The organism is Pseudomonas sp. LRP2-20 (genome assembly GCF_024349685.1).
GTDB lineage: Bacteria > Pseudomonadota > Gammaproteobacteria > Pseudomonadales > Pseudomonadaceae > Aquipseudomonas.
Genome location: NZ_AP025944.1, coordinates 2,402,622 through 2,424,940, shown reverse-complemented (window position 1 = coordinate 2,424,940; position 22,319 = coordinate 2,402,622). Strand labels below are relative to the sequence as shown.

24 protein-coding genes are annotated in these 22,319 nt (G+C 63.4%); 10 read left to right on the top strand and 14 right to left on the bottom strand.

The window, feature by feature from the left end; translation table 11 throughout:
- Positions 1–79: 79 nt before the first annotated feature.
- Positions 80–967 carry a LysR family transcriptional regulator gene (locus tag OCX61_RS10700; protein ID WP_261943748.1) on the top strand — a complete coding sequence of 296 codons (888 nt, stop codon included), beginning with the start codon at positions 80–82 and terminating at the stop codon, positions 965–967.
- Here the strand turns inward: OCX61_RS10700 and OCX61_RS10695 are convergent.
- A complete protein-coding gene (locus tag OCX61_RS10695; RefSeq protein ID WP_261943747.1) occupies positions 964–1,866 on the bottom strand; it encodes a LysR family transcriptional regulator in 903 nt (300 codons plus the stop codon). The two genes, OCX61_RS10700 and OCX61_RS10695, sit on opposite strands and share 4 nt — an antisense overlap.
- 125 nt (positions 1,867–1,991) lie before the next feature.
- On the opposite strand from OCX61_RS10695, the gene OCX61_RS10690 reads away from it, so the two are divergent.
- A complete protein-coding gene (locus OCX61_RS10690; protein ID WP_410011103.1) occupies positions 1,992–3,056 on the top strand; it encodes an AbrB family protein in 1,065 nt (354 codons plus the stop codon).
- Between the two features lie 46 nt (positions 3,057–3,102).
- Here OCX61_RS10690 and OCX61_RS10685 read toward each other — a convergent pair whose 3' ends face one another.
- Both OCX61_RS10685 and OCX61_RS10680 read right to left on the bottom strand, forming a co-directional pair.
- Complete coding sequence (locus OCX61_RS10685) at positions 3,103–3,582, bottom strand: VOC family protein (protein WP_261943745.1); 480 nt, start codon at positions 3,580–3,582, stop codon at positions 3,103–3,105.
- A gap of 43 nt (positions 3,583–3,625) precedes the next feature.
- The gene (locus tag OCX61_RS10680; RefSeq protein WP_261943744.1) at positions 3,626–3,940 is read right to left on the bottom strand and encodes a DUF2388 domain-containing protein; all 315 of its coding nucleotides are present in this window, start codon (positions 3,938–3,940) and stop codon (positions 3,626–3,628) included.
- Positions 3,941–4,141: 201 nt separating this feature from the next.
- Between OCX61_RS10680 and OCX61_RS10675 the strand changes: the two genes are divergently transcribed.
- Positions 4,142–5,479, top strand: a complete 1,338-nt coding sequence (locus tag OCX61_RS10675; RefSeq protein ID WP_261943743.1) for a hypothetical protein — start codon at positions 4,142–4,144, stop codon at positions 5,477–5,479.
- A 164-nt stretch (positions 5,480–5,643) separates the two neighbouring features.
- Here OCX61_RS10675 and OCX61_RS10670 read toward each other — a convergent pair whose 3' ends face one another.
- Positions 5,644–6,987 carry an OprD family porin gene (locus OCX61_RS10670; protein WP_261943742.1) on the bottom strand — a complete coding sequence of 448 codons (1,344 nt, stop codon included), beginning with the start codon at positions 6,985–6,987 and terminating at the stop codon, positions 5,644–5,646.
- Between the two features lie 282 nt (positions 6,988–7,269).
- On the opposite strand from OCX61_RS10670, the gene OCX61_RS10665 reads away from it, so the two are divergent.
- The gene (locus OCX61_RS10665; protein ID WP_085675934.1) at positions 7,270–7,920 is read left to right on the top strand and encodes a TIGR04211 family SH3 domain-containing protein; all 651 of its coding nucleotides are present in this window, start codon (positions 7,270–7,272) and stop codon (positions 7,918–7,920) included.
- A gap of 3 nt (positions 7,921–7,923) precedes the next feature.
- On the opposite strand, the gene OCX61_RS10660 is transcribed toward OCX61_RS10665, so the two are convergent.
- The 3 genes from OCX61_RS10660 to OCX61_RS10650 form a co-directional block, all read right to left on the bottom strand.
- Positions 7,924–8,622 (bottom strand): MOSC domain-containing protein, encoded by a 699-nt coding sequence (locus OCX61_RS10660; protein WP_261943741.1) that lies wholly within the window; start codon positions 8,620–8,622, stop codon positions 7,924–7,926.
- A 101-nt stretch (positions 8,623–8,723) separates the two neighbouring features.
- The gene (locus OCX61_RS10655) at positions 8,724–8,996 is read right to left on the bottom strand and encodes a PA2433 domain-containing protein (RefSeq protein ID WP_261943740.1); all 273 of its coding nucleotides are present in this window, start codon (positions 8,994–8,996) and stop codon (positions 8,724–8,726) included.
- Positions 8,997–9,583: 587 nt separating this feature from the next.
- Positions 9,584–10,465 (bottom strand): LysR family transcriptional regulator, encoded by an 882-nt coding sequence (locus tag OCX61_RS10650; protein ID WP_261943739.1) that lies wholly within the window; start codon positions 10,463–10,465, stop codon positions 9,584–9,586.
- A gap of 114 nt (positions 10,466–10,579) precedes the next feature.
- Between OCX61_RS10650 and argC the strand changes: the two genes are divergently transcribed.
- Together argC and OCX61_RS10640 are read left to right on the top strand one after the other, a co-directional pair.
- Positions 10,580–11,515, top strand: a complete 936-nt coding sequence (gene argC, locus OCX61_RS10645) for an N-acetyl-gamma-glutamyl-phosphate reductase (RefSeq protein ID WP_261943738.1) — start codon at positions 10,580–10,582, stop codon at positions 11,513–11,515.
- A gap of 73 nt (positions 11,516–11,588) precedes the next feature.
- Positions 11,589–12,275, top strand: coding sequence for a GNAT family N-acetyltransferase (locus tag OCX61_RS10640; RefSeq protein WP_261943737.1), 687 nt, complete (start codon positions 11,589–11,591; stop codon positions 12,273–12,275).
- 126 nt (positions 12,276–12,401) lie between these two features.
- On the opposite strand, the gene OCX61_RS10635 is transcribed toward OCX61_RS10640, so the two are convergent.
- Genes OCX61_RS10635 through OCX61_RS10615 form a run of 5 tightly spaced genes read right to left on the bottom strand, consistent with a single transcriptional unit; the run spans position 12,402 to position 16,841 of the window.
- The gene (locus OCX61_RS10635) at positions 12,402–13,157 is read right to left on the bottom strand and encodes an ABC transporter permease (protein ID WP_261943736.1); all 756 of its coding nucleotides are present in this window, start codon (positions 13,155–13,157) and stop codon (positions 12,402–12,404) included.
- The gene (locus tag OCX61_RS10630) at positions 13,157–14,362 is read right to left on the bottom strand and encodes an ABC transporter substrate-binding protein (protein ID WP_261943735.1); all 1,206 of its coding nucleotides are present in this window, start codon (positions 14,360–14,362) and stop codon (positions 13,157–13,159) included. Before OCX61_RS10630 ends, OCX61_RS10635 begins: the two co-directional genes overlap by 1 nt.
- Complete coding sequence (locus tag OCX61_RS10625; RefSeq protein ID WP_261943734.1) at positions 14,349–15,170, bottom strand: ABC transporter ATP-binding protein; 822 nt, start codon at positions 15,168–15,170, stop codon at positions 14,349–14,351. Before OCX61_RS10625 ends, OCX61_RS10630 begins: the two co-directional genes overlap by 14 nt.
- On the bottom strand, positions 15,167–16,231 hold the full coding sequence (locus OCX61_RS10620) for an acyl-CoA dehydrogenase family protein (RefSeq protein ID WP_261943733.1): 1,065 nt from the start codon (positions 16,229–16,231) through the stop codon (positions 15,167–15,169). Before OCX61_RS10620 ends, OCX61_RS10625 begins: the two co-directional genes overlap by 4 nt.
- 49 nt (positions 16,232–16,280) lie before the next feature.
- On the bottom strand, positions 16,281–16,841 hold the full coding sequence (locus OCX61_RS10615; protein WP_261943732.1) for a carboxymuconolactone decarboxylase family protein: 561 nt from the start codon (positions 16,839–16,841) through the stop codon (positions 16,281–16,283).
- Between the two features lie 103 nt (positions 16,842–16,944).
- On the opposite strand from OCX61_RS10615, the gene OCX61_RS10610 reads away from it, so the two are divergent.
- A complete protein-coding gene (locus tag OCX61_RS10610; RefSeq protein ID WP_261943731.1) occupies positions 16,945–17,850 on the top strand; it encodes an AraC family transcriptional regulator in 906 nt (301 codons plus the stop codon).
- A gap of 99 nt (positions 17,851–17,949) precedes the next feature.
- On the opposite strand, the gene OCX61_RS10605 is transcribed toward OCX61_RS10610, so the two are convergent.
- Complete coding sequence (locus OCX61_RS10605) at positions 17,950–18,489, bottom strand: RrF2 family transcriptional regulator (RefSeq protein ID WP_261943730.1); 540 nt, start codon at positions 18,487–18,489, stop codon at positions 17,950–17,952.
- A gap of 1,117 nt (positions 18,490–19,606) precedes the next feature.
- Here OCX61_RS10605 and OCX61_RS10595 point away from each other — a divergent pair.
- Entirely contained in the window at positions 19,607–20,047 is a 441-nt protein-coding gene (locus OCX61_RS10595; RefSeq protein WP_261943729.1) for a hypothetical protein, read from the top strand.
- A 351-nt stretch (positions 20,048–20,398) separates the two neighbouring features.
- On the opposite strand, the gene OCX61_RS10590 is transcribed toward OCX61_RS10595, so the two are convergent.
- Positions 20,399–20,674: a helix-turn-helix domain-containing protein gene (locus OCX61_RS10590; protein ID WP_186598588.1), complete on the bottom strand. Its 276-nt coding sequence runs from the start codon at positions 20,672–20,674 to the stop codon at positions 20,399–20,401.
- A gap of 142 nt (positions 20,675–20,816) precedes the next feature.
- On the opposite strand from OCX61_RS10590, the gene OCX61_RS10585 reads away from it, so the two are divergent.
- Positions 20,817–21,278: a hypothetical protein gene (locus tag OCX61_RS10585; protein ID WP_261943728.1), complete on the top strand. Its 462-nt coding sequence runs from the start codon at positions 20,817–20,819 to the stop codon at positions 21,276–21,278.
- A 190-nt stretch (positions 21,279–21,468) separates the two neighbouring features.
- Positions 21,469–22,230: an SIR2 family NAD-dependent protein deacylase gene (locus OCX61_RS10580; protein ID WP_261943727.1), complete on the top strand. Its 762-nt coding sequence runs from the start codon at positions 21,469–21,471 to the stop codon at positions 22,228–22,230.
- Positions 22,231–22,319: the final 89 nt, after the last annotated feature.

Here is a 22,319-nt window from a genome sequence, read left to right as displayed (position 1 = left end):
CTTGATTATTCAAGCATTGCGCGAGACCCTGTGGGCCGTCCAATATCAAATGAATCTCCCACCATACCCTGGAGGTCTGATGGAGCTGCGCCACCTTCGCTACTTCAAGGTCCTGGCCGAAACCCTGAACTTCACCCGCGCCGCCGAACTGCTGCACATCGCCCAGCCGCCGCTGAGCCGGCAGATCAGCCAGCTGGAAGAACAGCTCGGGACCGTGCTGGTGCTGCGCGAACGCCCGCTACGCCTGACCGAGGCCGGGCGTTTCTTCTACGAGCAGACCTGCACCCTGCTGGAGCAACTGCAGAACATCAGCGACAACACCCGGCGCATCGGCCAGGGCCAGCGCCAGTGGCTGGGCATCGGCTTCGCCCCTTCGACCTTGTACACGGTACTGCCGGAGCTGATCCGTGAGCTGCGCAAGGACAGTGAACTGGAACTGGGCCTGAGCGAAATGACCACCCTGCAGCAGGTGGATGCACTGAAAAGCGGGCGCATTGATATCGCCTTCGGCCGCATCCGCATCGACGACCCGGCAATCCAGCAACAGGTGCTGCGCGAAGACCCGCTGGTGGCCGTACTGCCCAAGGGCCACGCCTTGGCCGGTGCCCCGCTGACCCTCGAACAGCTGGCCAGGGAAGCGTTCATCCTCTACCCCGCCAACCCCAGGCCGAGCTACGCCGACCACATCCTCGCGCTGTTCGCCCACCACGGCATGAGCCTCAAGGTCAGCCAGTGGGCCAACGAGCTGCAGACCGCCATCGGCCTGGTCGCCGTGGGGCTGGGCGTGACCCTGGTGCCGGAGTCGGTGCAACAGCAGCACCGCACCGATATCGAGTACGCCAGCCTGCTCGACCGCAGCGCGGTCAGCCCGATCATTCTCAGCCGGCGCAAGGGTGACAGCAGCCCGATCGTGCAGCGTTGCCTGGCGCTGATCGCCCAGCAGGCCAAGAGTGCGCCCCTGCTTTAGCCACGCTCGAAGAAGCTGCTGCCCTTTTCCTTGAGCAGCGTCACCAGCGCCCCTGCCGCTGGCGACAGGTAGCCGTCCGCGCGCACCGACACGGCTACCGTGCGGCGCATGGTGGTCTGCTTGAGCGGCACTTCGCGCAGCCAGGACATGCCCAGTCCATGCTCGAGGGTTTCCCGGGCGGCGAAGCTGAGCAGCTGAGTGCGCGCGATCAGACGGGGCAGCAACGAGATGGCATTGGTCTCGATCTGCACTTGCGGCGCCGGCAACTGGTGGGCGATGAACACATTGTCGATCCAGCGCCGGGCGGTCACCGTCGGCCCCGCCAGCACCCAGCGGTACTGGCAGAGGCTCTGCAGGGAAATGGGGCCGGCGAATATCGGGTGCTCGGCGCTGGCCACCACGATCGCTTCGTCTTCAAGGATGGGATACGTGGTGAACTCGGGATCCATGGCGATCTGCGGTGAAATGATCACATCCAGCCGGCCGCTGCGCAGGGATTCCTTGAGCACATCGTCCTGGGCGATGGACAGCTTCAAGGTCACGTCCGGTGCCCGCTCCAGCAACGCTGCGGTCAGGTGCGGCAACAGGTGATCGGCCATGCTCGCCGCGCAGCCCAGGCGGATGTTGCCGACCAGACCGCTGGCGAAGTCGCGCACCTCGCGCTCGGTCTCGGCGATGTTCAGCTGCAGTTGCTTGCCCCGCGCCAGCAGCAGCTTGCCGACATCGGTGAGCTTGATCCGCCGGCCATCGCGCTGGAACAACCGGGTACCCAGTGATTCTTCCAGGCGCTGGATGCTCTTGCTCAGCGCCGGCTGGCTGCGGTTGAGCTTTTCCGCTGCCCGGCCAAGGTGGCCCAGCTCGGCGATGGTTTCAAAATAGGTGAGGTCACGCAGGTCCATGATTCATGAATTTCAGTTATGGATTCATCAAAAGTAGAAAATAGACTTGATCGATTGCGCCGTCGATAATTTTCTCCGCTGGCGCTGCCAGCCCCCGCGTTACCGCTGCGCAAGGAGTATCCACGTTGCACACCGCCCTACCCCCCGCTTGCAAAACCCTCTCCCGGTGGCTCGCCCTGTTGATCTGCGCCGGCGCGTTCGGCCAGTTGCTGCATGCCCTGGCCGTACCGGCCGGGTTGTTCCTCGGCCCGATGCTGGTGGCCATCGTCTTCGGCGTCTCAGGCGCGCGCCTGCACCTGCACCGCCAGGTGTTCCGCTTCGGGCAAGGCTGCGTCGGCCTGCTGGTGGCCCACTCGGTGACCTGGGCGGTGCTGGTGTCGATGGCCCAGTCCTGGCACCTGATGCTGCTCGCCACCTTCATCACGGTGTTGCTCAGCGCCCTGGTCGGCCTCGGCACCGTACGCTTCGGTGGCATCCCCGGCAGCACCGCCGCCTGGGGTACGGCACCGGGGGCGGCTTCGGCGATGGTGTCGATGGCCGAGGATAATGGCGCCGACGGTCGCGTGGTGGCGACCATGCAATATGTGCGGGTGGTGTGCGTGGTGATGATCGGCTCGCTGGTCAGCCACCTGCTCGGCGCCACGCCGGGCGCAGGCGCGGTGGCCCATGCGCCGGTGGCGCTGGAAGGCCCGCACCTGCTCGACATCCTCCTCAGCCTGGGCGTGGTGCTGATGGGCATCAGCCTTGGTAACCGCCTGCCTGCTGGTGCGCTATTGGCACCGCTGCTGCTCGGCGGCGCCCTGCAACTCAGTGGGCTGCTGACCATCCGCTTGCCCGAGCCTCTGCTGGCCGTTGCCTACGGCGCCATCGGTTGCTACATCGGCCTGCGCTTCGACCGGCAGACCGTGTGCTATGTGTGGAAGCGCCTGCCGACCATGATTGCCGGGGCGCTGGCGTTGATCGTGCTGTGCGCCGCTTGCGCCTACGTGCTGGCCCTGGCGATGGGCACGGACTTCCTGTCGATGTACCTGGCCACCAGCCCGGGTGGGCTGGATGCCATGGCGATCATCGCGGTGGAAACCCATGCCGATGTCGGGTTGGTGCTGGCGATGCAGACGTTGCGGTTGTTCGGGGTGATTCTGACGGGGGCCTTTTGTGCGCGGCAGATCATTCGCCTGACACGGGGGTAGTGGGTTGGGGCGCCACAATCCCCAAGTCAGCCTGGCGTGATCGACCCTACCCTTGCAATGCTGCCTCGATCTTTGCCACGTCGATCTTGCCCATGTTCATCATGGCTTCGAACGCCCGCTTGGCCGCGGCCTTGTCGGGGCTGGCGATGGCGTCGAGGAGAACACGCGGGGTGATCTGCCACGAGATGCCCCATTTGTCCTTGCACCAGCCGCAGACACTTTCGGCCCCGCCGTTACTCACGATGGCCTGCCACAGGCGGTCGGTTTCGGCCTGATCCTCGGTGCAGACCTGGAACGAAAACGCCTCGCTATGTTTGAACGTGCTGCCGCCATTGAGCCCCACGCAGGGTATGCCAATGACCGTGAACTCGACGGTGATAACGTCCCCGGCCTTGCCCGAGGGGTAGTCGCCAGGGGCCGGGTGTACTGCCACCACGTGGCTGTCGGGAAAGGTCCGGGCATAGAAATTCGCCGCCTCTTCGGCATCCTTGTCGAACCACAGGCAGATCGTGTTCTTGGCAGTCATGGCAAGACTCCAGTTGAGAACAGAAAGCCTTGAGTCTAGCCCTTCAGCCCTGGCTGGCGATGGCAGCGGCCAGCGCAGCGTCGCTCACCGTCGATTGCGGATGGGCCTGGCGGTAGTCGCGCAGCGCCTGCTGCAGGCGCGGGCCGCACAGGCGACCGTTGGTCGCGACGTAGGCCAGGGCATCGTCCCGGGCGGTTTCACTGCTGCTGCGCGGGTGGCTGGTTGACTCACTGAGCGCCGCCGTGCCCAGGCTGCTGCCGATGGTGAAATGGTCGATCACACTGCCCTTGCCATCCATGGCCCATACCTGACTGCAACACAGCAGGACCAGGGTGCTCGATAAACCGGATCGTTTCACGGGGCGGGCCTACCTGATAAAAAGGCAAGTTTTGCACAGCAGCACAAGCGCTGACCATGCGCGTGAAACCTCGCCGTTACCAGGATAACGGTCAGAAATGCCCTACCTGTACAGGAGAAACATCTTACAACCCACAGGTTCCCAAGCATTGCATCATTCCTGACAAACCTCACAAGCGACTTTTCGCAGGGAGATACAGGTTTGTCGGATTTCAAATCAAAATTGCAGCACCTCAGTGCCGAACAGATCGAGGCGTTGTACAACGAATACATCAGCGGCGAGCGAATTGCGCTGCTGCTCGAACGTTACGCCATCGATATCGCCCCCAGTAGCCTGATCAAGGCCTTCCCCCCGGTGCCTTGCGCCGAGCTCGAGTGCCCTTACTGCGAAGTCAGCCTGTATGAGCGGCGCAAAAGCCGCTCGGCCAACAGCTGGAACGACAACCTGGCCTACTGCCCGAACTGCGCCCACCGCCATTACTTCCCTGGGCGTAACAAATGGCAACGCGAATGCACCTGCGTGCCGTGCCAGGCGGCACGTGAACGGGCCAGGCAGGCAAAGGCCATCGAGCAGCGCAAACGCATCCACGAACACTGGTCATTGGCCAAGCGCCTGCCCGTGCCGTTGCACACGCTGCCGATCACCCGCCAGTTGCAGCTGCTGGCCATGCTCGAGATACGCATGGATGCACAAAGGGATTGCATCCATGCGGCGGAAAAAACCCTCTCAGACGCGCGCATCAGCCCCTCGACGAGCATGGATTCGGCCATCCTGCTGGCACTGCACGAAGATCAGATCCTGCTGGTTGACCCCGATTCACCGCTGGATGCCTTCAGCGACGACCCTACGCCGAAGGCGTGGCAGAACAAAGTCCGCTGGATCGCCAATGTCAGCCTGGATAGCCCGCAGCGGGCCAGCGTTGGCCCCCTTTACCGTGCACTGCACAAGGCGCTGTCCAATGGCCCGCAGCCGCAATGGCATGACGAACTCGTCGCGGCCATCAAGCAACTGTGCAACGAAGAAGTCTGTGCCTACATCGCCACCCGCAGCGCGGAACACGGCCTGCCCTTCGAGGCCAGGAAGAAAGCCGCCGAAGTCGCTGCGCAGTTGCTCGAGGCGCACCCCGTACGGCACATCTGGTCACTGGCCAACACTGCCGTCCGAGGGGCGCTTTCATTCATTGCTCGCGCCCAGGTCAACAAACTCCATGCCGCCAACACCATTCCCGGGAGCATGCTCTCACTGAGCGAACGCGCCGTCCGGGAACGCTGGCAGTTCACTTTACCGAGCTACGACCTCCATACCCCGCGCTCAGGCTTCAGCCAGGCGCTGTTCGACGTGCTGTTGCAACAGCATGATCACGGCCTGTGCCGCAAGGTCAGCGACTACATCGCCGAACTGCCGGGGAATGCGGATAGCAACGATTGCACGCTGTTCTGCGCCAAGTGCGGGTCGAACCTGGTACATGTGCAGGCTGGGCCTCGGGAAACCATCGTCACTTGCAAGGACTGCCTGGCCAGGACCTTGGTGTCGACCTGACCGACACCGCCAGCCGGTTTTGACCAGCCTATCGGCTCGCTAGCGTCAGTGCCGGCGAGGTTAGTTAACTGGGCATGGGGCAATTAGCTAAAAAAAGCGCCCCGACCGGGGCGCCAAATCATTCACCGCTTACCAAAGGAGCTTGAACGCTTGCAAAGGTGAATTCACAGCACCGACAGCGGGTACTCGACGATCAGCCGCACCTCGTCCAGGTCCGACTCGAACGCCGTGGCCCGCGTGGTTGCCTGGCGCACGCGCAATGACAGGTCTTTGGCCGCGCCACTCTGCACCACATACTTGACCTCGATATCCCGCTCCCAGCGCTTCTGGTCAGTCAACGGGTTGCCGTCTGCGTCGCGGCGCATGTAGAAGGCGTTGGCGTGGGTGTAGTCAGCGTCGCTGCCTTTGCCGTAACGGGTCATGAACGACAGCCCCGGCACCCCGTAGGTCGCCATGTCCAGGTCATAGCGCAGCATCCACGAGCGCTCCTTGGGCGAGTTGAAGTCGCTGTACTGGATGGAGTTGTCGAGGAAGATCGAGTCGGACTGGCGCAGGTAGTCGAAATCGTCGTCACCGTTATTGCGCTGGTGGCTCAGCGCCACAGTGTGAGCGCCATAGCGCACCCCGACTTTCGCACTCCAGATGTCGTTGTCGAACGCACCCAGGCGCTGTTGGCCCTCATCGACGGCCTTGTAGTAGTTGAGGCCGCCGATCAGGGCGAGGTCGCCGTTCAGCGGCCAGACGGCACTGGTACCGGCGTAGTACTGGTTCCACACGTCCTTGAGCCGGCTGCTGAACAAGCTGACACTAACATGCTCGTTGAGGCTGTAGTCGCCGCCGCCATAGGCAATCCACGGCGAGTCCACCGGGCCGCCATAGAAGGTCACGAAATTCTCGCGCATGTCGCTGGAGACCGGCTGGCTCATCGCATGCAGGCGGCCGGCCTGCAGGGTCAAATCCTTGAGGCTGGTGTTCTCCACGGTCACGCCGCGAAAGCTCTCCGGCAACAGGCGCGAATCGCCCGCGGCCACGACCGGGTTGGCCGGGAACACATCGCCCAGCTTGAGCACGGTATCGAACAGTCGCACCTTGGCGGCACCGCCCAGCTTGGTGTATTCGTCACGCGCCTGGCCGTCGTGGTTGACTGGCAACACGTCGAACGAACTGCGCCCGCCGTTGCGCCCACCGCCGCTGTCCAGCCTGACGCCGAGCATGGCGAAGGCGTCCAGGCCGAAACCCACCGTACCTTGGGTGAAGCCAGACTCGAAGCGGGCGATCACGGCATGCGCCCAGGCCTCGGAGTAGCCATTGCTTGCGGATTGGGTGCTGCTGTGCACCGGGGCTGGCCCGTCGCGGTTGTCACGGTTGAAGTAGAAGTTGCGGTTGAGCACGTTGAGCGTGCTGCCCTCGACAAAACCTTCGGGGGTTTGTTCGGCGGCGTTGGCCAGTGCGCTGACGCCAGACAGCGCCAGGCATGCCGCCAGGGACAGGGGGGTGGTTCGGGTCATCCGAGGCTCCTTGAGTGACGATTTTTGTTGTGTCGGCGGAGTCGGAGAGTGAGGCCTGGCGGATAACGCCAAGGTGATCGGCGAATTACAATCGTGTCATGCGCGCGCAGCGGCTCTAGCTCGGCTTTTGCAACATTCTGTGGGCAATTCCTACGCCAAGCAGTGAACCTGCTTACAAAAATGCGGTCTGTCCCTCACGGTCAATTCACCGACCGGTTCGCCGGCCCCGTTGCTGATCTACAGTTACCGGGCCTATTTTTCCTGTTGCAGCGAAGACCCAACATGCCTGAATCCCGCCCAGCCTCCCTTGCCCTCCCTGCCCTGCGCGGCAGCCTGCTCGCCGCCCTGGTGGCACTAGCCGTCCCCGCGCATGCCGAAGAGCCGGCCAGCGATGCACGCTGGGTCAGCGACAGCCTGAGCACCTACGTGCGCAGTGGCCCGACCGATGGCCACCGCATCGTCGGCACGCTCAAGTCCGGGCAGAAACTCACCCTGATCGGCAGCCAGGGCAACTACAGCCAGGTGCGTGGCCAGAACGGCGACCTGGTGTGGATCCTCACCAGCGACCTGCAGTCGGTGCCGGGCCAGAACGAGCGCCTGCCGCAACTCGACGCACAGGTGGCGGAGCTGTCCGGGCAGCTCAAGACCATCGATGACAGCTGGAAGAACCGCGTGCAGGGCATGCAGGAAACCCTCGACGCACGCAAGAAACTCATCGATGAACTGCAGGCGCGCAACCAGGCGCTCAACGAACAGCTCGACCAGAGCCAGTCGAGCCTGCGTGATACCCAGGCACGCCTGGGCGACGAGAACAAGCAGGTGATGATGCGTTACATGGTCTATGGCGGCAGCATCGCCGGTGCAGGGCTGCTGATGGGGCTGATCCTGCCGGCGCTGACCCGCGGCCGCAAGAAGAACGACCGCTGGTTCTGACCCTCAGTCCGCCTGCTGGCCCTGCAGGCGCCCGCTCCAGTCTTCGACCTGGCGCTGCTCCAGGCGCCGCTCCAGGGTCTTGCGCCAGGACGGCACCAGCGGCAGTGCCAGGCACTCGCGCAACAGCTCCGGCTCCAGGCGTTTGTCGAACAGCACCGCTGACAGGCGTGCCACCGACCATGCCGGATGTTGCCGCTCGACCAGCTGCAGGGTATCACCGGCCTGCGCCCGGCCCTCTTCCAGTACCCGGTAATACCAGCCGGTGCGACCGCTTTGCTGCACGCGCAGGGCCATCTGCGCCACGCTGAAACGGTCGTTGAGCTTCCAGCAGGGCATCCGCCCTTGGGACACTTCCAGCAGCGCCGTGCCGACGCGAATGCGGTCACCCAGGCAGATGTCCTGTTCACGCCAGCCGACGCTGCTGATGTTTTCGCCAAAGGCGCCTGGTTTGCCCAGCAGCGGATGCTCGCCCAGCTCTTCGGCCCAGGCCTGGTAGTGTTCGCGTGGGTAATGGTGGATGGCTTTGTCGACGCCGCCATGCACGCGCAGGTCGCCCTGCTCGTCGCCTTCGATGCCCAGCAGGGTCACCTGGCGGGTGCCGGCCTGGGGATGCTTGTCGATAGCGCTGCGTGAGCCCGGGCGGGTGAAGGGTTGGGCGAGGCCGGTGAGCAGGTGGTCGAGGGTGGCGCTGGCCAGGGGCATGGCGGGGATCTCGTGGAAGCCTAAAGCGCGCAGCTTACACGAGCTGGCCTGTGCCGGCCTCTTCGCGGGCAGGGCCACGAAGAGGCCACACTGCAATCGGCCTACCTGCCGCGGGCCTTGTTGTAGATGGTCTTGGCCCGGTCAGCAGACGCTTGGCACTGGGTCCAGTCCTGCTTTGCCTGGGCGGCCTTGGCCTGATTCAACAGCTCGTGGTAGTCATGCGCCATGCCGCCATGCAGCGCCTGGCCATCCGTTTTCTTGATTTCATCCAGCTCATTGATCTTGGCCGCGCAATTGCTTTTGGGGTCGGCATGGGCGGTAAAACTCAACACAGAGGCAATCACCAGCAGAGGCACGAGTTTCATGGATTTCATGGAACGTTCTCCTGGGAAATCGGAATGTTCATCGAGAGGTATTTGGCTCGACGCAGGGAGAAGCATAGACGGCGATGGGGAAGGCTGTGTCGGTTCAGCTTAGCGGTCGGGGGGATGGGGGAGTTGCTCGGCTGGAGAGGGCATGAGGGCTGGCAGGTGCTTGCCACAGCATTTTCAGCGCCTGTGAGATCGAGCGCCGCCCGCGCGGCGCATCGCGAGCTGCGCTCGCTCCTACGTTTGTTTCGGGCCAATATTTCCTGTGGGATTTGCGCGCGGACGCTTTGGCGCCTGGCACGGTATCGCGTCGAATGAATCAGGCGGTCGCGCGCGGGCGGCGCTCGATCTCACAGGCACCGAAAATGCCATGCCTGACGTTTGTTTCGGGCCAGTTTATCCTGTGGGATTTGCGCGCGGACGCTTTGGCGCATAGCGCGGTACCGCGTCGGATGAACCAGGCGCTCGCGCGCGCCTGCCACAGGCGTTACTGGCCCGAAACAAGCGTAGGAGCGAGCGCAGCTCGCGATGCGCCGCGCGGGCGGCGCTCGATCTAACAGGCACCGAAAATGCCATGCCTGACCCTGGCAGCCTCACTGGCGCAACCGCTCCAGAGCCTCCAGCACAAACCCCGTAGCCCGCTCCACCTCGCCCTCCCGACAGGCAATCCCCAGCTGGCGCCACAACCCCGGCCGCAGCGGCCGCCGCGCAATCCGCCGGTCCAGCTCGGCGGCCTCGCCTTCCTGCGGCAACAAGGTCGCGCCATAGCCGGCGCCTACCAGGCTCTTGATCGCATCGTTGTAGTTCAGCTCGATCCGCGGTTCGGGATACAGGCCTGCCGCCGCGAACCACTCACCCGTCACCCGCGACAGCTGGGTACTGCTGTCATTGAGGATCAACGCGCGCTGCCCCAGCCAGGCCGGGGTGACCTTGGCCGGCGGCTGCCACTCGGCCGGCACATACGCCAGGATCGGGTCACGCCGCCAGGGCGTGAGCCTGACGCCCTTGCCGGCCACCTGGGGCAGCGCCACCAGGCCGATATCCAGCGTGCCATCACGCAAACGCGCAAGTGAAGCCTGGGAGGTCAGCACCTGAACCTGCACGTCGATACCCGGGTGCGCCACCCGCAGGTGCTCCAGGGCCTTGGGCAGCAGATGAGCAATGGCACCGGTGGAGGCACCCAGGCGCACCCGCCCGGTCAGGCCCTCGACCTGACGGCGCACTTCGTCCAGGGCCAGGTCGGCGTCGGCCAGCAGGCGCCGAGCGCGGGCCAGCAAGGTCTCGCCGACGGCCGTGGGGCGCACCTGGTTGCGGTTGCGGGTCAGCAGCGGCGCGCCGACCCGCGCCTCCAGCTCGGCCACGTGCAGGCTGATGGTGGGCGGCGCCAGGTTGAGCTGGCGGGCGGCTTCGGCAAAGGAACCCAGGTCGGCGATCACCACCAGGGTGCGCAGGCGATCGAGGCTGATTTCGCGCATGGGTGGCGATCCTTGATTCATCAAAACTGAATGTCAGCATCATGATATTCAAATTTTCTTTCTCAGGGCCACAGGCGAGCATAGGCCATCCCCTCCCCTGACCGGACCCCGACCATGCACACCCCAGTTGTTTTCATCGACGGCGACCAAGGCACCACCGGCCTGCAGATCCACGCCCGCCTGCACGGCCGCAACGACCTGCGCCTGCTGACCCTGCCCGAGGCCGAGCGCAAAAACCCGCAGCGGCGCCGCGACGCCATCAACAGTGCCGACATCGCCCTGCTGTGCCTGCCCGACGACGCTGCCCGCGAAGCCGTGGCGGCCATCGAAAACCCGGCCGTGCGGGTGATCGACGCCAGCTCTGCGCACCGCACCACGCCAGGCTGGGTCTACGGCCTGCCAGAACTGGACGGGCAGCAGGCCGAACGTATCGCCCAGGCCAAGCGGGTCAGCAACCCTGGCTGCTACCCCACCGGCGCCATCGCCCTGCTGCGCCCGCTGGTCAAGGCCGGACTGCTGCCGGCCGACTACCCGCTGAGCATCCATGCCATCTCCGGCTATTCCGGCGGCGGTCGCGCGGCCGTCGAGCGGCACGAGGCGCCTGGCGCTGAACATGCCCCGACCTTGCAGCTGTATGGCCTGGAGCTGGCGCACAAGCACGTGCCGGAAATCCAGCAGCACGCAGGCCTGTCGGCACGGCCGATGTTCCTGCCAGGTTATGCGGCCTATCGCCAGGGCATTGTCCTGAGCATCCCGCTGCAACTGCGCCTGCTGCCCGGCCAGGCCAGCGCCGAACAGTTGCAGGCTTGCCTGCAACAACATTACCAGGGCGCCCGCCATGTGCAGGTGATGCCGCTGCACCAGCAGGGCCCGGCCACCCCACTCGACCCTGAGGCGCTGAATGACAGCAACGACCTGCGCCTGGCGCTTTACGCCAACCCCGAGCACGGCCAGGTGGTGCTGACGGCAGTGTTCGACAACCTTGGCAAGGGTGCCTCGGGCGCGGCGGTGCAGAACCTCGACCTGATGCTCGCCGCGATGCGCGGCTAAAAAGGGTTTAGACTGTGCACCCCGCGCCAACCCGGCGCGGGGTGAGCCAACCGCAGCCGGAGCCCGTCCACCGATGTTCATCCTGAGCCGCCTCGACAGCGTGCCGCCCGAGTCCTTCCAGAACCAGATCCGCGAGCTGGTGATCCACAACGTCGGCGCACTGAGCAGTGTCGCCATTCGTGCGGAAAACCCGCTGTACCCGCTGTACCAGTACGGCGTCGGCATGGAGGTGCACCAGTACCTGCAAGCCATGGACGGCACCCGCGGCCTGGCCGTGCAGCTGACCCTCGCCCTGGATGCCGACGCACCGGACCAGCTGCTCGGTTTCGCCCTGACCTTGCCGGCCCAGGACAACCCCCAGGCGTGCGCCCTGGCGTTTCTTGCCGTGGTGCCCAGCCACCGCCGCCAGGGCATTGCCCGCGCCCTGCTGGGTGACGTGCAGGCGCACTTTGCCAGCGTCGAGCTCAATGCCTTTGCCAACCAGGTGCCATGGTTCGAAAACATGGGCATGCAGGTGGTCGCCGCCAGCGGGCCGCAGGTGCTGATGAGCAGTACCGGCCAGGCCAGTGGTGCGCTGATCGGTCGGCTGGACATTGCGCCGATCTACCAGACTGCCGAAGTGCTGCAGATTCACACCTACCTGCTCAATCAGCAGGGTGAAGATGCCATGCTCGATGCCGAGCAGCAGCGGGATGAATGGCTGGATGAATTGACCGCCCAGGCGAAGGCCTGTGTGCGGGAGCGCAAGTCAGTGCACTGATTCGAGGGCCTCTTCGCGGGCAAGCCCGCTCCCACAGGGATCGCACAAATTTCCAGGCCTGTGCAGTACCTGTGGGAGCGGCGGTTCGGCGCCCCGACATGCCCGCGAAGAGGCCAGACTGGCCGGTCAGGCATGTACCCAGCGCCGATGCAGCCCACGGGCCAGAGCATCAAGCATGAAGCCCAGCACGCCGATCAGCAGCACCATCGCCATCAGTTCCGAATAAGCCAGGCGGTCGCGGGTATCGAGAATGAAATAGCCCAGCCCCGCACTCACCCCAAGCATCTCGCACGGCACCAGCACGATCCACAGGATGCCGATGGCCAGGCGCACCCCGGTCAGCACATGGCCGATCACCCCGGGGATGATCACCTTGCACAAGGTTTCCCAGCGCGTGGCACTGAGGCTGCGGCTCAGCTGCAGCCAGCGCGGGTCAAGCTGGCGCACGCCTGCAGCGGTGTTCAGCAGGATCGGCCACAAGGCGGCGAAGGCCAGCAGGAAGTAGATCGGCTGGTCACCCACGCCCATCAACATCACCACCACTGGCATCCACGACAGGGGCGAGATCATCCGCAGGAACTGGAACGCCGGCGTGGTCGCCGCCTCCAGATGCCGGTAGCTGCCGACCAGCAGCCCCAACGGCACGCCGATCAGCAGCGCCAGCAACAAGCCGACCAGAATGCGCTTGAGGCTGACCCAGACATGCCCGTAGACCTCGCCCTGGCCGAGCAGCTCGACCAGGCTGGCCAGGGTCGCCTGGGGCGAGAAGCGCGCCGACAGGCCATCGGCCTCGCCGAACAGCCGCACCCCCGCCCACCACAGCAACAGCAACCCCAGCAGGCCGACCAGCCCCAGGCCAGCATGTACGACGTGCTTGCGCATCAGACCGCGAACTCCTCGCTGCGCTGGAAGTTCTCGGCGATGCCGAACACCGACGGGCCGCCGACCGCGGCAATGGCGTTGCGCACGAAGCGGTCGTCGACCAGGTCGCGGGCAGTCTGCGCCGGGTCCAGGCCAGCGAGGAAGCCACTTTCGCCTTCGATCAGGGTGCTTTTCAGGCGCTTGACCAGCTCCTCGGTGTAGCTGGGGTACGGGTATGGCTGGAAGTCGATGCGCTTTTCGTCCCACTGCTGATGCTGAATCGCGCCACTGGCAATGTAACCGGCACGGTCTTCGGCGGCCGGTGCCAGCACCTTGGTCAGCACCGCCGGGTCATGCGGGGTGTACTTGTTGGGGCCGGCCTTGGACAGCAGCGCCGCCGCTTCGGCACGGTGGTCGCGGGTCCATTGCTGGGCCTTGACGATGGCGTTGACCACCTTCTGCGACCATTCCGGGCGGTTGTTCAGGTCGTGTTCGTGCATGAACACCACGCAGCAGGCGTGGTTGCGCCAGACATCACCGGTGAAGCGCTGCACGCGGCCGACCTTGAGGTTCTCGGCCAGGGCATTGAACGGTTCGGCGACGATGTAGCCGGCGATGCGCTTGCTGGCCAGGGCTGGCGGCATGTCCGACGGCGGCAGCACCAGCAGGTTGACTTCGTTGGCCGCCAGCTGGGCATTGGCGGGTTTCGACACCGGGGTCAGGCCGTTGTCGTTGAGCATCTGCTGCAGCACCACGTTGTGGATCGAGTACCAGAACGGGATGGCCACGGTCTTGCCACCCAGCTGCTTCATGTCGGTGATGTCCGGCGCCACGGTCAGGCCCGAGCCGCCCACATGGTTCCAGGCCACCACCTTGGCCGGCACCTTGCTGCCATACCGCGCCCACACGGTCATAGGCGACAGCAGGTGAATGACGTTGACCTGGCCGGAGATGAACGCCTCGATCACCTGCGCCCAGCTGCGCAGCAGCACCGGGCGCTCGGCCTTGATGCCTTCGGCCTCGAACAGGCCGTTGTTGTGCGCCACCAGCAGTGGCGTGGCGTCGGTGATCGGCAGGTAGCCGATACGTACCGGCGCGTCGGGCTCGGCGGCGGCGCGGGCCTGCAGGCTGGACAGCAACGGCACGGCCCCGGCGGCGGTGAGCATGGCGCTGAGCTTGAGGAAATCACGACGCGAGGTGGAGGAACAGCAGTCATCCATGCACATGTGCAGGCTCCGAAGGCAACGAAATAGAGGAAGGTGCAGCGGTGCGGCTGGCCCGCCGAAGGGTCTTGAGGATGTCGATACGCAGCGCGCCCAGCTCTTCGACCCGCTGCGCGCGCGGTTGCGGCAGGCCGATGTGCCATTGGCCGAGGATGTGCGCCGGGTGGTCGCCCAGTAGCAGCACCCGGTCGGACAACAACAAGGCTTCGTCGATATCGTGGGTAATCAGCACGGCTGCGGTGTTGTGGGTGGCGATCAGCTGCAGCAGCAGTTGCTGCATGTCGGCACGGGTCACTTCGTCGAGCGCACCGAACGGCTCGTCGAGCAGCAGCACTTCAGGCTGGCGCGCCAGGCAGCGGGCCAGCGCAGTGCGCTGGGCCATGCCGCCCGACAGCTGCGCCGGATACTGGTTGCGCGCATGGGCCAGGCCCACCGCGTTGATGGCATGGTCGATGCGCGCACGGCGCTCGGCGGCGGCCAGCTTGGGCTGGCGGGCGAAATCCAGGCCGAAGGCGACGTTCTTTTCCAGGCTCAGCCAGGGCAGCAGGCTCGGGTCCTGGAAGGCCACCGCCAGCCGTGGGTGCGGGCCCTGCAGCGGTTCGCCGTGCAGCGTCACGCTGCCGCCGCGCGGCTGCTGCAGGCCGGCCAGCACCCGCAACAGGCTGGACTTGCCTACGCCACTGGGGCCAAGGATGGTCACGACCTCCCCTGGCGCCAGTTGCAGGTCGAAGCGCGCCAGCACTTCCTGCCAGCCGCCCTCGCGCGGGTAGCCCAGGCTGATCTCGCGGGCTTCGAGTAACGCCTGGCTCATGCGCTGGCGGCCTGGCGATGCAGCTCGGCGCGCAGTTGCACCAGGCTTGGGGTGACGATCGGCACGAACGCCGACTCGCGCCAGCGGCGGGCGAAACCGGCCCCGAACGCATCCAGGTACGCCTTGCCGCCGCTGGCTTGCAGCTCCAGCTGCACCGCGTCGGCAGCGCACTCGGCGAGGGTGATGCGCAGCTTGAACAGCGCCGCCGGCTGGCCCAGGAAACGCCCTTCGAGCAGGCCCTGCTTGAGCTCGGCCACCGTGTTCTCGAGGCGCTCCTTGAGTACCTGGCGGTGCTCCTCGAGGAACGACAGGCGCCCGTGCAGGTGCTCATGCACTTCCTGCAGCGAACGCCGTGCCAGGCCGATGGCCATGCCGCACTGCAAGGCAAGAAACGCCGGGCGCACCTGGGGCAGGAACTCGCGGGCGTTCTCGTGCAGCAGCCAGTCGCGGCTCAGCTCGACCTGGTGGAACGCCAGTGCCGCGGTATTGCTCGACTGCAGGCCCATCAGCTCCAGGTCATCGGAGCGTTCCAGGCCCTGGCTGCCGGAAGGAATGGCCAGTACGAAGGGCGAGCCACCGGCGTCGTCCTCGATGGCCGCCGCCACGACGAAGCCGCTCTTGCGCAGGTTGGTCACCCAGTGCAAGCGGCCTTCCAGGGTCCAGCCCGCCGACCCGGGGCGGGCACGCACCTGCAGCGCCTCGATCCCGGAGAGGAACTTCATGGCATTGGACAAACCTGTGGCACCGGCCAGTTCGCCGGTCAACAAGCTCGGCAGCAAGCGCTCGCGCAGGGCCTGGTTGGGGCTTTGCAGCAGGTATTCGATGAACGCGCGCTGGCCCCAGCAGACAAAGGCGGCGGCCAGTGAGCGGCTGGCGATGGCGGCGATTGCCTCGACCGCATGGGTGACCGCGCCACCGTTGCCGCCCAGCACCGGGTCGACGCCGATGCGCAACAGCTGCGATTCGGCGATGTGTGCCAGCACGGATTGTGGGTCGCACTGGCCCTGGTCGATTGCCTCGGCATTGGCATCCAGCCATTGACGAAATGCTGCATCAAGCATGTCCCTACTCCTTTTGAAATAGCAGGCGCCACCAGCGCCGAGCGTAAAATTACGCGGTTGGCTGCCAGCGGTACTTGCTCAGCTCGTCGTTGAGCGGCGTCTGGGCGAACACATTAGCAAAGTTGCACAGAGTTGCGAGGCTCACGCCGAGAATCACTTCCAGGGCGTTGCCCTCGGTGAAACCGGCTGCACGGAAGGCCTGGTAGGTGGTGTCGCTGACATTGCCGCGGGTTGCAATGACTTCGCGGGCGAATTCAGCCAGGGTCTCGTAGCGGGCATCCGGCAGTTCACCACGGGCACGCAGGGCTTCGACCACTTCGGCGGGCAGCTTGGCCTTGTTCAGGGCCACGGCGGTATGGCCGGCAACGCAGAAGTCGCAACCGTGATTGGTCGCGGCGATCAGTTGCACCACTTCACGCTCGGCCAGGGTCAGCTCAGCCTTGCCGTTCAGGGCCGAGACGGTGACGTAGGTTTCCAGCGCCGCCGGGGCATTGGCCAGCACGCCGAGCAGGTTGGGAATGAAGCCTGAATTCTTCTGGGCGTTTTCGAGGAATGGGCGGGCCGCTTCCGGGGCGCTCTGCAGAGTGTGTAGAGTAATGCGCGAGGTCATGGAGTGGTCTCCTTTTGCTGTGTGTGCCTACAGTCTGTTGGTTATAAGAATTACCCTCCATATTCATCAGTCGCCTTTCCTTGCTCCTGAGTCTTTGCATTAGATGATTTCATCCAGCCCTCTTGTCGATTGGTTATTAGAGAGCCTCGAGCTCGACGCCAGCCTGTTTCATATCGGCCGCTATTGCGGCGGCTGGCACGCCAGCACCCAAGGCATGGGCCGCGCCAGTTTTCACCTGGTGGTGCAGGGGCATTGCTGGTTGCACATCGATGGCCAGACCGAGGCCGTGCGGCTGGCGGCCGGCGATGCCGTGTTCCTGCTGCGCGATGTGGGCTACCGGCTGTCCAGCGACCAGGACCCGATTGCCGCCTGCGCCCAACCACGCCAGCAGATGCAGGCTCTGGATGCGACGGCGGGCGATGGGGTGGGCCTGGTATGCGGGTTCTTCGACTTCCGCGCTGGGTTGTCGGCGCTGATCGTCGAGGGGCTGGCCGACTGGATCGTGCTGCGCGCCGATGAACCGCAAGGGCATGCGGCACGGGCGTTGTTCGGGCTGATTCTGGAGGAGTGCCAGGGCTCGCCCTCGCAAACGCTGCTGGAGCGCCTGACCCACCTGTTGTTCCTGTATGTGCTGCGCCAGCAGGTGCACGCCGGGCAGTCGCTTGGCGGCTTGGTCGCGCTCGCCCGTCAGCCGGCGTTTGCCGGGCTGCTGGAGCAGCTGATCGAGCAGCCTGGGCAGGCCTGGACGCTGGAGAGCATGGCGGCCTGCACCGGCTTGTCGCGCTCGGCGTTCTTCAAGCGCTTCAATGAACTGGCCGGGCAGTCGCCGGGGCAGGTACTGCTGGCGCTGCGCATGCGCCATGCCTGCCGGTTGCTGCAGGCGGGCAATACCGTGGAACAGGTGGGCGCGCAGGCGGGGTACCAGTCGGTGGCGGCGTTTACCCGGGCGTTTGCCAAGACCATGGGGGTACAGCCGGGGGCTTATCGGCGGCAGCACGAGGGGCGCTGACCTGCTCCGGCCTCTTCGCGGGCAAGCCCGCTCCCACAAGCTCTCCTCGGTCTCTGTGGGAGCGGGCTTGCTCGCGAAAGGGCCGGTCAGGCGATAGATTCAGACCTGGCTGACGGGGATATCCCCACCACCCTTGCCCTCACGCCGCTCGCACATCCAGTCATTGACCTGTTGCCCGAATTCGGCCGGTGCCTTGCGCCCGAAGCGCCGCGCCAGGTCAAGGATGGTCTGCTGCGCCAAGGCCTCTTCCATGCGCTTCTGCGCCCCCAGCATCACCGCGTGAATCGCGCAGGTGCCCTCGGTCGCCCAGCCCGGCGCGGAACCTTCGAACAAGGTGCAACGCTCGCGGATCTCGCGGCAATCGAAGATCTTCTTCGGCCCGTCGATGGCGTGGACGATGTCCAGCACGGTGATTTCGTCCGACGGCCGCGCCAGGCGAAAACCGCCGCGCACGCCTTCGGTGGCTACCACCAGCCTGGCCCGGGCGAGCTTGGTGAAGACCTTGGCCAGGTACTCCTGGGGCACGCCCTGCAACTCCGCCAGGTCGCGCACACTGGCCTCCCGGGTATCACCTCGCTCATCAACGAGGTACAGCAGGCAATGAATGCCGTATTCGACGCCAGCGCTGTAAAGCGACATACACATCTCCGACCAACGTAGTCGCAAATATTACGCCTATCGGTGAGGCTGAGCCAAGCGGCCCCCACTTGTCACGAAACGTTGACACGATGTCAGGATGACTTGACTCCTCTGATGAAATCCATTCCTCTCCACTCAGCAGTGGTACTTGTTTGTCAATTATTATTTACGGAAAGGGTGTTCTTGAGGGTAAATAGAGTCCTCCCTATTTGAGATGTTTTAGAACGCAGGATCGACCGTACATCTCAGAAAATCGGTTGCTCTTTGGAGTGGCCGAAACGGGTTCGTTTAGGTGACGCCGTCTTCAATAAGGAATTCATAGAACCGGCAGCACACTGTATACACCTGGTTGTCGCGCTGGCTTCGATAAAGCTGTCGACAAGATTTGCAGCGAAGGCCACGCTCACCATGAGATGGAACGTCTACGCTGTGCTTCTGCGCACTGGATGCGCCACACCTCAGCCACGTTTGACGCTCCGCTGCGCGATTCTAGAGGCCTGCGGGAAGAATCTGCGTCACAGCAACATCAGTACAACGCAGAACTCCTGTTATCATGCGCATGATCAGGAGTGCGCGCATTCGGTGGAGCGCATCGGCATGCGCGACCGCGGTCAAGATTGGATTACTCAGCTGTCGATTGCCAGCTTGCCCTCCAACCTGGCTCGAAGCCATTTTTTAGGAATTCACAGTGAAAATTATGGGGCCGGTCGAGGTTGAAGCCGTCACTGACGTGACCTGTGACGTCTGCGGTTGTTCGACGCGCAGGGCCGCAGGTTATTACCAGTATGGAACCCTACAAGCCCACTGGGGATATGGCAGCGAGCACGACGGCCAGCGATTCGAGGTACACCTCTGTGAGCACTGTTTTTTCCAGACCTTGGCGTACATTAAGCAAGAGCGACGCGTTCAGCACCTGTTCAGTGATGAGCTGTCTCTTGAAAGCGGAGATTTGGGCCTGGTTGCACAAGACGATTACTTCCAAGACTCGCACCGCCGTTGAGTGGTCGACCCTTGATCCGCCAGTGGATCCGAATTAGTGCTGGTCTATCTCTCAGCGGTCAGATCGGAAGTGGCTGCTGGAATCCCCTCTCCTAATACTCAAGGAGCGTCTTGCAGAATGCAGGCAATTCCAAAGGTGAGGAATCTTTCCCGCCGAGAGGCCATTTTCCAGTCCAAGGCACAATCCAGGGTCATGGCCAGCGGAGACTGGCTGACCTGGCCAGAGCTAAATGCCCTGTTGCCGGCGCTGGCTGAGCAACTCAGCGACGTCACTCATGACCGGTATTTAAACGGTGCGATCTTCTCTATCACCTATGAGGGTGTGGAGTACTTTCCACGTTTCGCCATCGAAGCACGCACCTCGGCCAGTGCCGCCCAGGGAATGCAGCGCGTCATCGCTGTGCTGGCCACCAGGACGAATGGCTGGGGCATGGCTTTATGGTTCGAATCATCCAATTCGTATTTGGCGGGTAAGCTGCCGAAGGACATCATATCCTCCGACCCCGACGCGGTTGTTCAAGCCGCACATGAGGAGATAGATGGGGGCTCGCATGGCTAGCGCTGCTCGTGGCTAGGCTCATCCTCGCGCCTCGCTCGCTATACCCGAGAGACAAAAGCGCATTATTTAACTACGCCCTCCTCCATCCAGGCTCCCCGCCTACAGCCTTTCGCCAGTGTTAATCAGGAATCTTCCACGAGTCTCGACACGGTGTCCTGTACAGGCCAATTGAAAAACGGGGAGCAGCGGCGGTGGCCATAGGCATTTGGATGTAGAAGGGGCCACCTTAGCCATGGAATGATCTACGCATGACTACGCTGCTCCCCGAAGCAGGTTCTAGTGAGCAGCGATGGTAGTCGATTGAGGGCGCCATGAACACTATAGCGCTCATTTTTGGCGCGAGATCGACCGTCAGGGCTTGAGCACCTCTTTTTTCACCTGCTTGATCAACCCGTCGAAACCCACATCGGGGTCTTGAATAAGGTAAGCAGACACGATGAGGCTGAGTGGGTGAATACCTATGCGGCCGGCCAGCTCTTCGATTTTTTGAATAGTCGGCGACTTGAGTCCGCGTTCGAGGGAGCTCACGTAGGTTCGACTACTGACTACGGCGAAATCTTCCTGGGTTAGGTCGTGAAGAATGCGCATGCGCCGCAGTGCCTCACCCAGGGATTCACGGATTTCCATCATCATTCCTCATAAAAGGAATGATGAAGCGCTATCGAACACGATAGGGCTACAATCTATAGTGTTCATTGTGGGATAATTTGAGCTTTCCAGCCCTGGTGACTGATCGCCTAGGGGTATGCAGCGCTCAGTGGAGCCCGTTTTGATCTATTTGTCCGAATCTCACACCCGTTCTGTCCGTACGGGTTCCTATTGTGAAATTGAAGGGATGTGCTTTTGGGTAACCTTGCGGCCGCTTTTCAACGGTGAGAACGAGCGAGCAGCTGTAGTTGAAGATGCCTACGAACTCAACGTCTTCCTCTCCCAGGCAACAGGCGTCGAGATCGCGCAGGTACAAATGCTATGCCCTCCATCTATCACCGGACGTACGCACTGGAGCCTGGAGGAGCTTCGTAAAATTGTGATTCACCGCGGGCTTGAGTGCTCGCAAAGCGCGGTGATTTACGAGACCGCGGTGGCCACCTACAAATTGGGGGATCTAGATTTACGCCTGCGGAAACGGTCACATGCGTTGTACTCGGCGCGGAACCTAAAGGCGAGAGTGGCCTGCGAGGTCCTTCCACCAAAATCTGCTGACGAACCGCAGTTGTACGCGCACTATTAATGCAGGAGCGCATACCGTCGTTGGCCGGTGAAGCCCATCCAGAATGTGGCTTGGGCTCCGTGACCGTGAGCCTTGCTATTCGGCACGAGGCGCACGTTTGGGTCGTTCACTTGATAAAGTCTATTCCGATGGCTTCCTCGGCCGTTCTGCGGGGTGCCTTCTCTGCCCCGCGTTAGGATGATGAATACCCGTGGACACCCTAACAAAAGCCGCTGAGATACTGCGGTCTGCTCAACGTATCATGGTGTTTACCGGCGCTGGCATTTCTGCCGGCAGCGGCATTCCAACTTTTCGTGACCGACTGACAGGGTTGTGGGAGCGCCAAGACCCGCAGCGTTTAGAAACTGCAAAGGCATTCCGCGAAAATCCAGCGCTGGTTTGGGGCTGGTACTTATGGCGGCGCCAGCAGGTTATCCAAGCTCAGCCCAATGCGGCACATCGTGCGATCCATCGTTTATCTGGCAGTGCCCGGAGTGTCACGGTGGTTACTCAGAACGTTGATGATCTGCACGAGCGTGCGGGGAATCAGGATGTACTTCATCTCCATGGGAGCCTGATGCACCCCAAGTGTTTTGCCTGTCATCGATATGTCGCAGAACGGCTGGTTTTTCCGATCCCCCCAACGGAGGGCGCATTGATAGAACCGCCACGCTGCCGTCGATGCAATGGTCGCTTGCGTCCAGGTATGGTGTGGTTTGGGGAAGATCTACCGCCAGGCGCATGGAAAATTGCCAGCCGAGCAGCACGACAGTGTGACACCTTGCTTTCTATCGGGACCTCCGGCGTGGTCCGGCCTGCTGCGGACTTGCCAGATATAGCACTATCGTCTGGTGCAGTGGTCATACACGTTAATACCATAGATGTATCCATGAATGGCCCGAACGAGATCATGCTGACAGGCCCCGCAGAAAAAGCAGTGCCGCATCTGATTGGTCTAGCGCTGTCGAGCTAAGCCTTCACAGGAATGCCTATGCCTTGATAATAAGGATACATACAGAACTCGTATGGCAAATAGCTTTTGCGGCGAGCATCCCCCAAGAG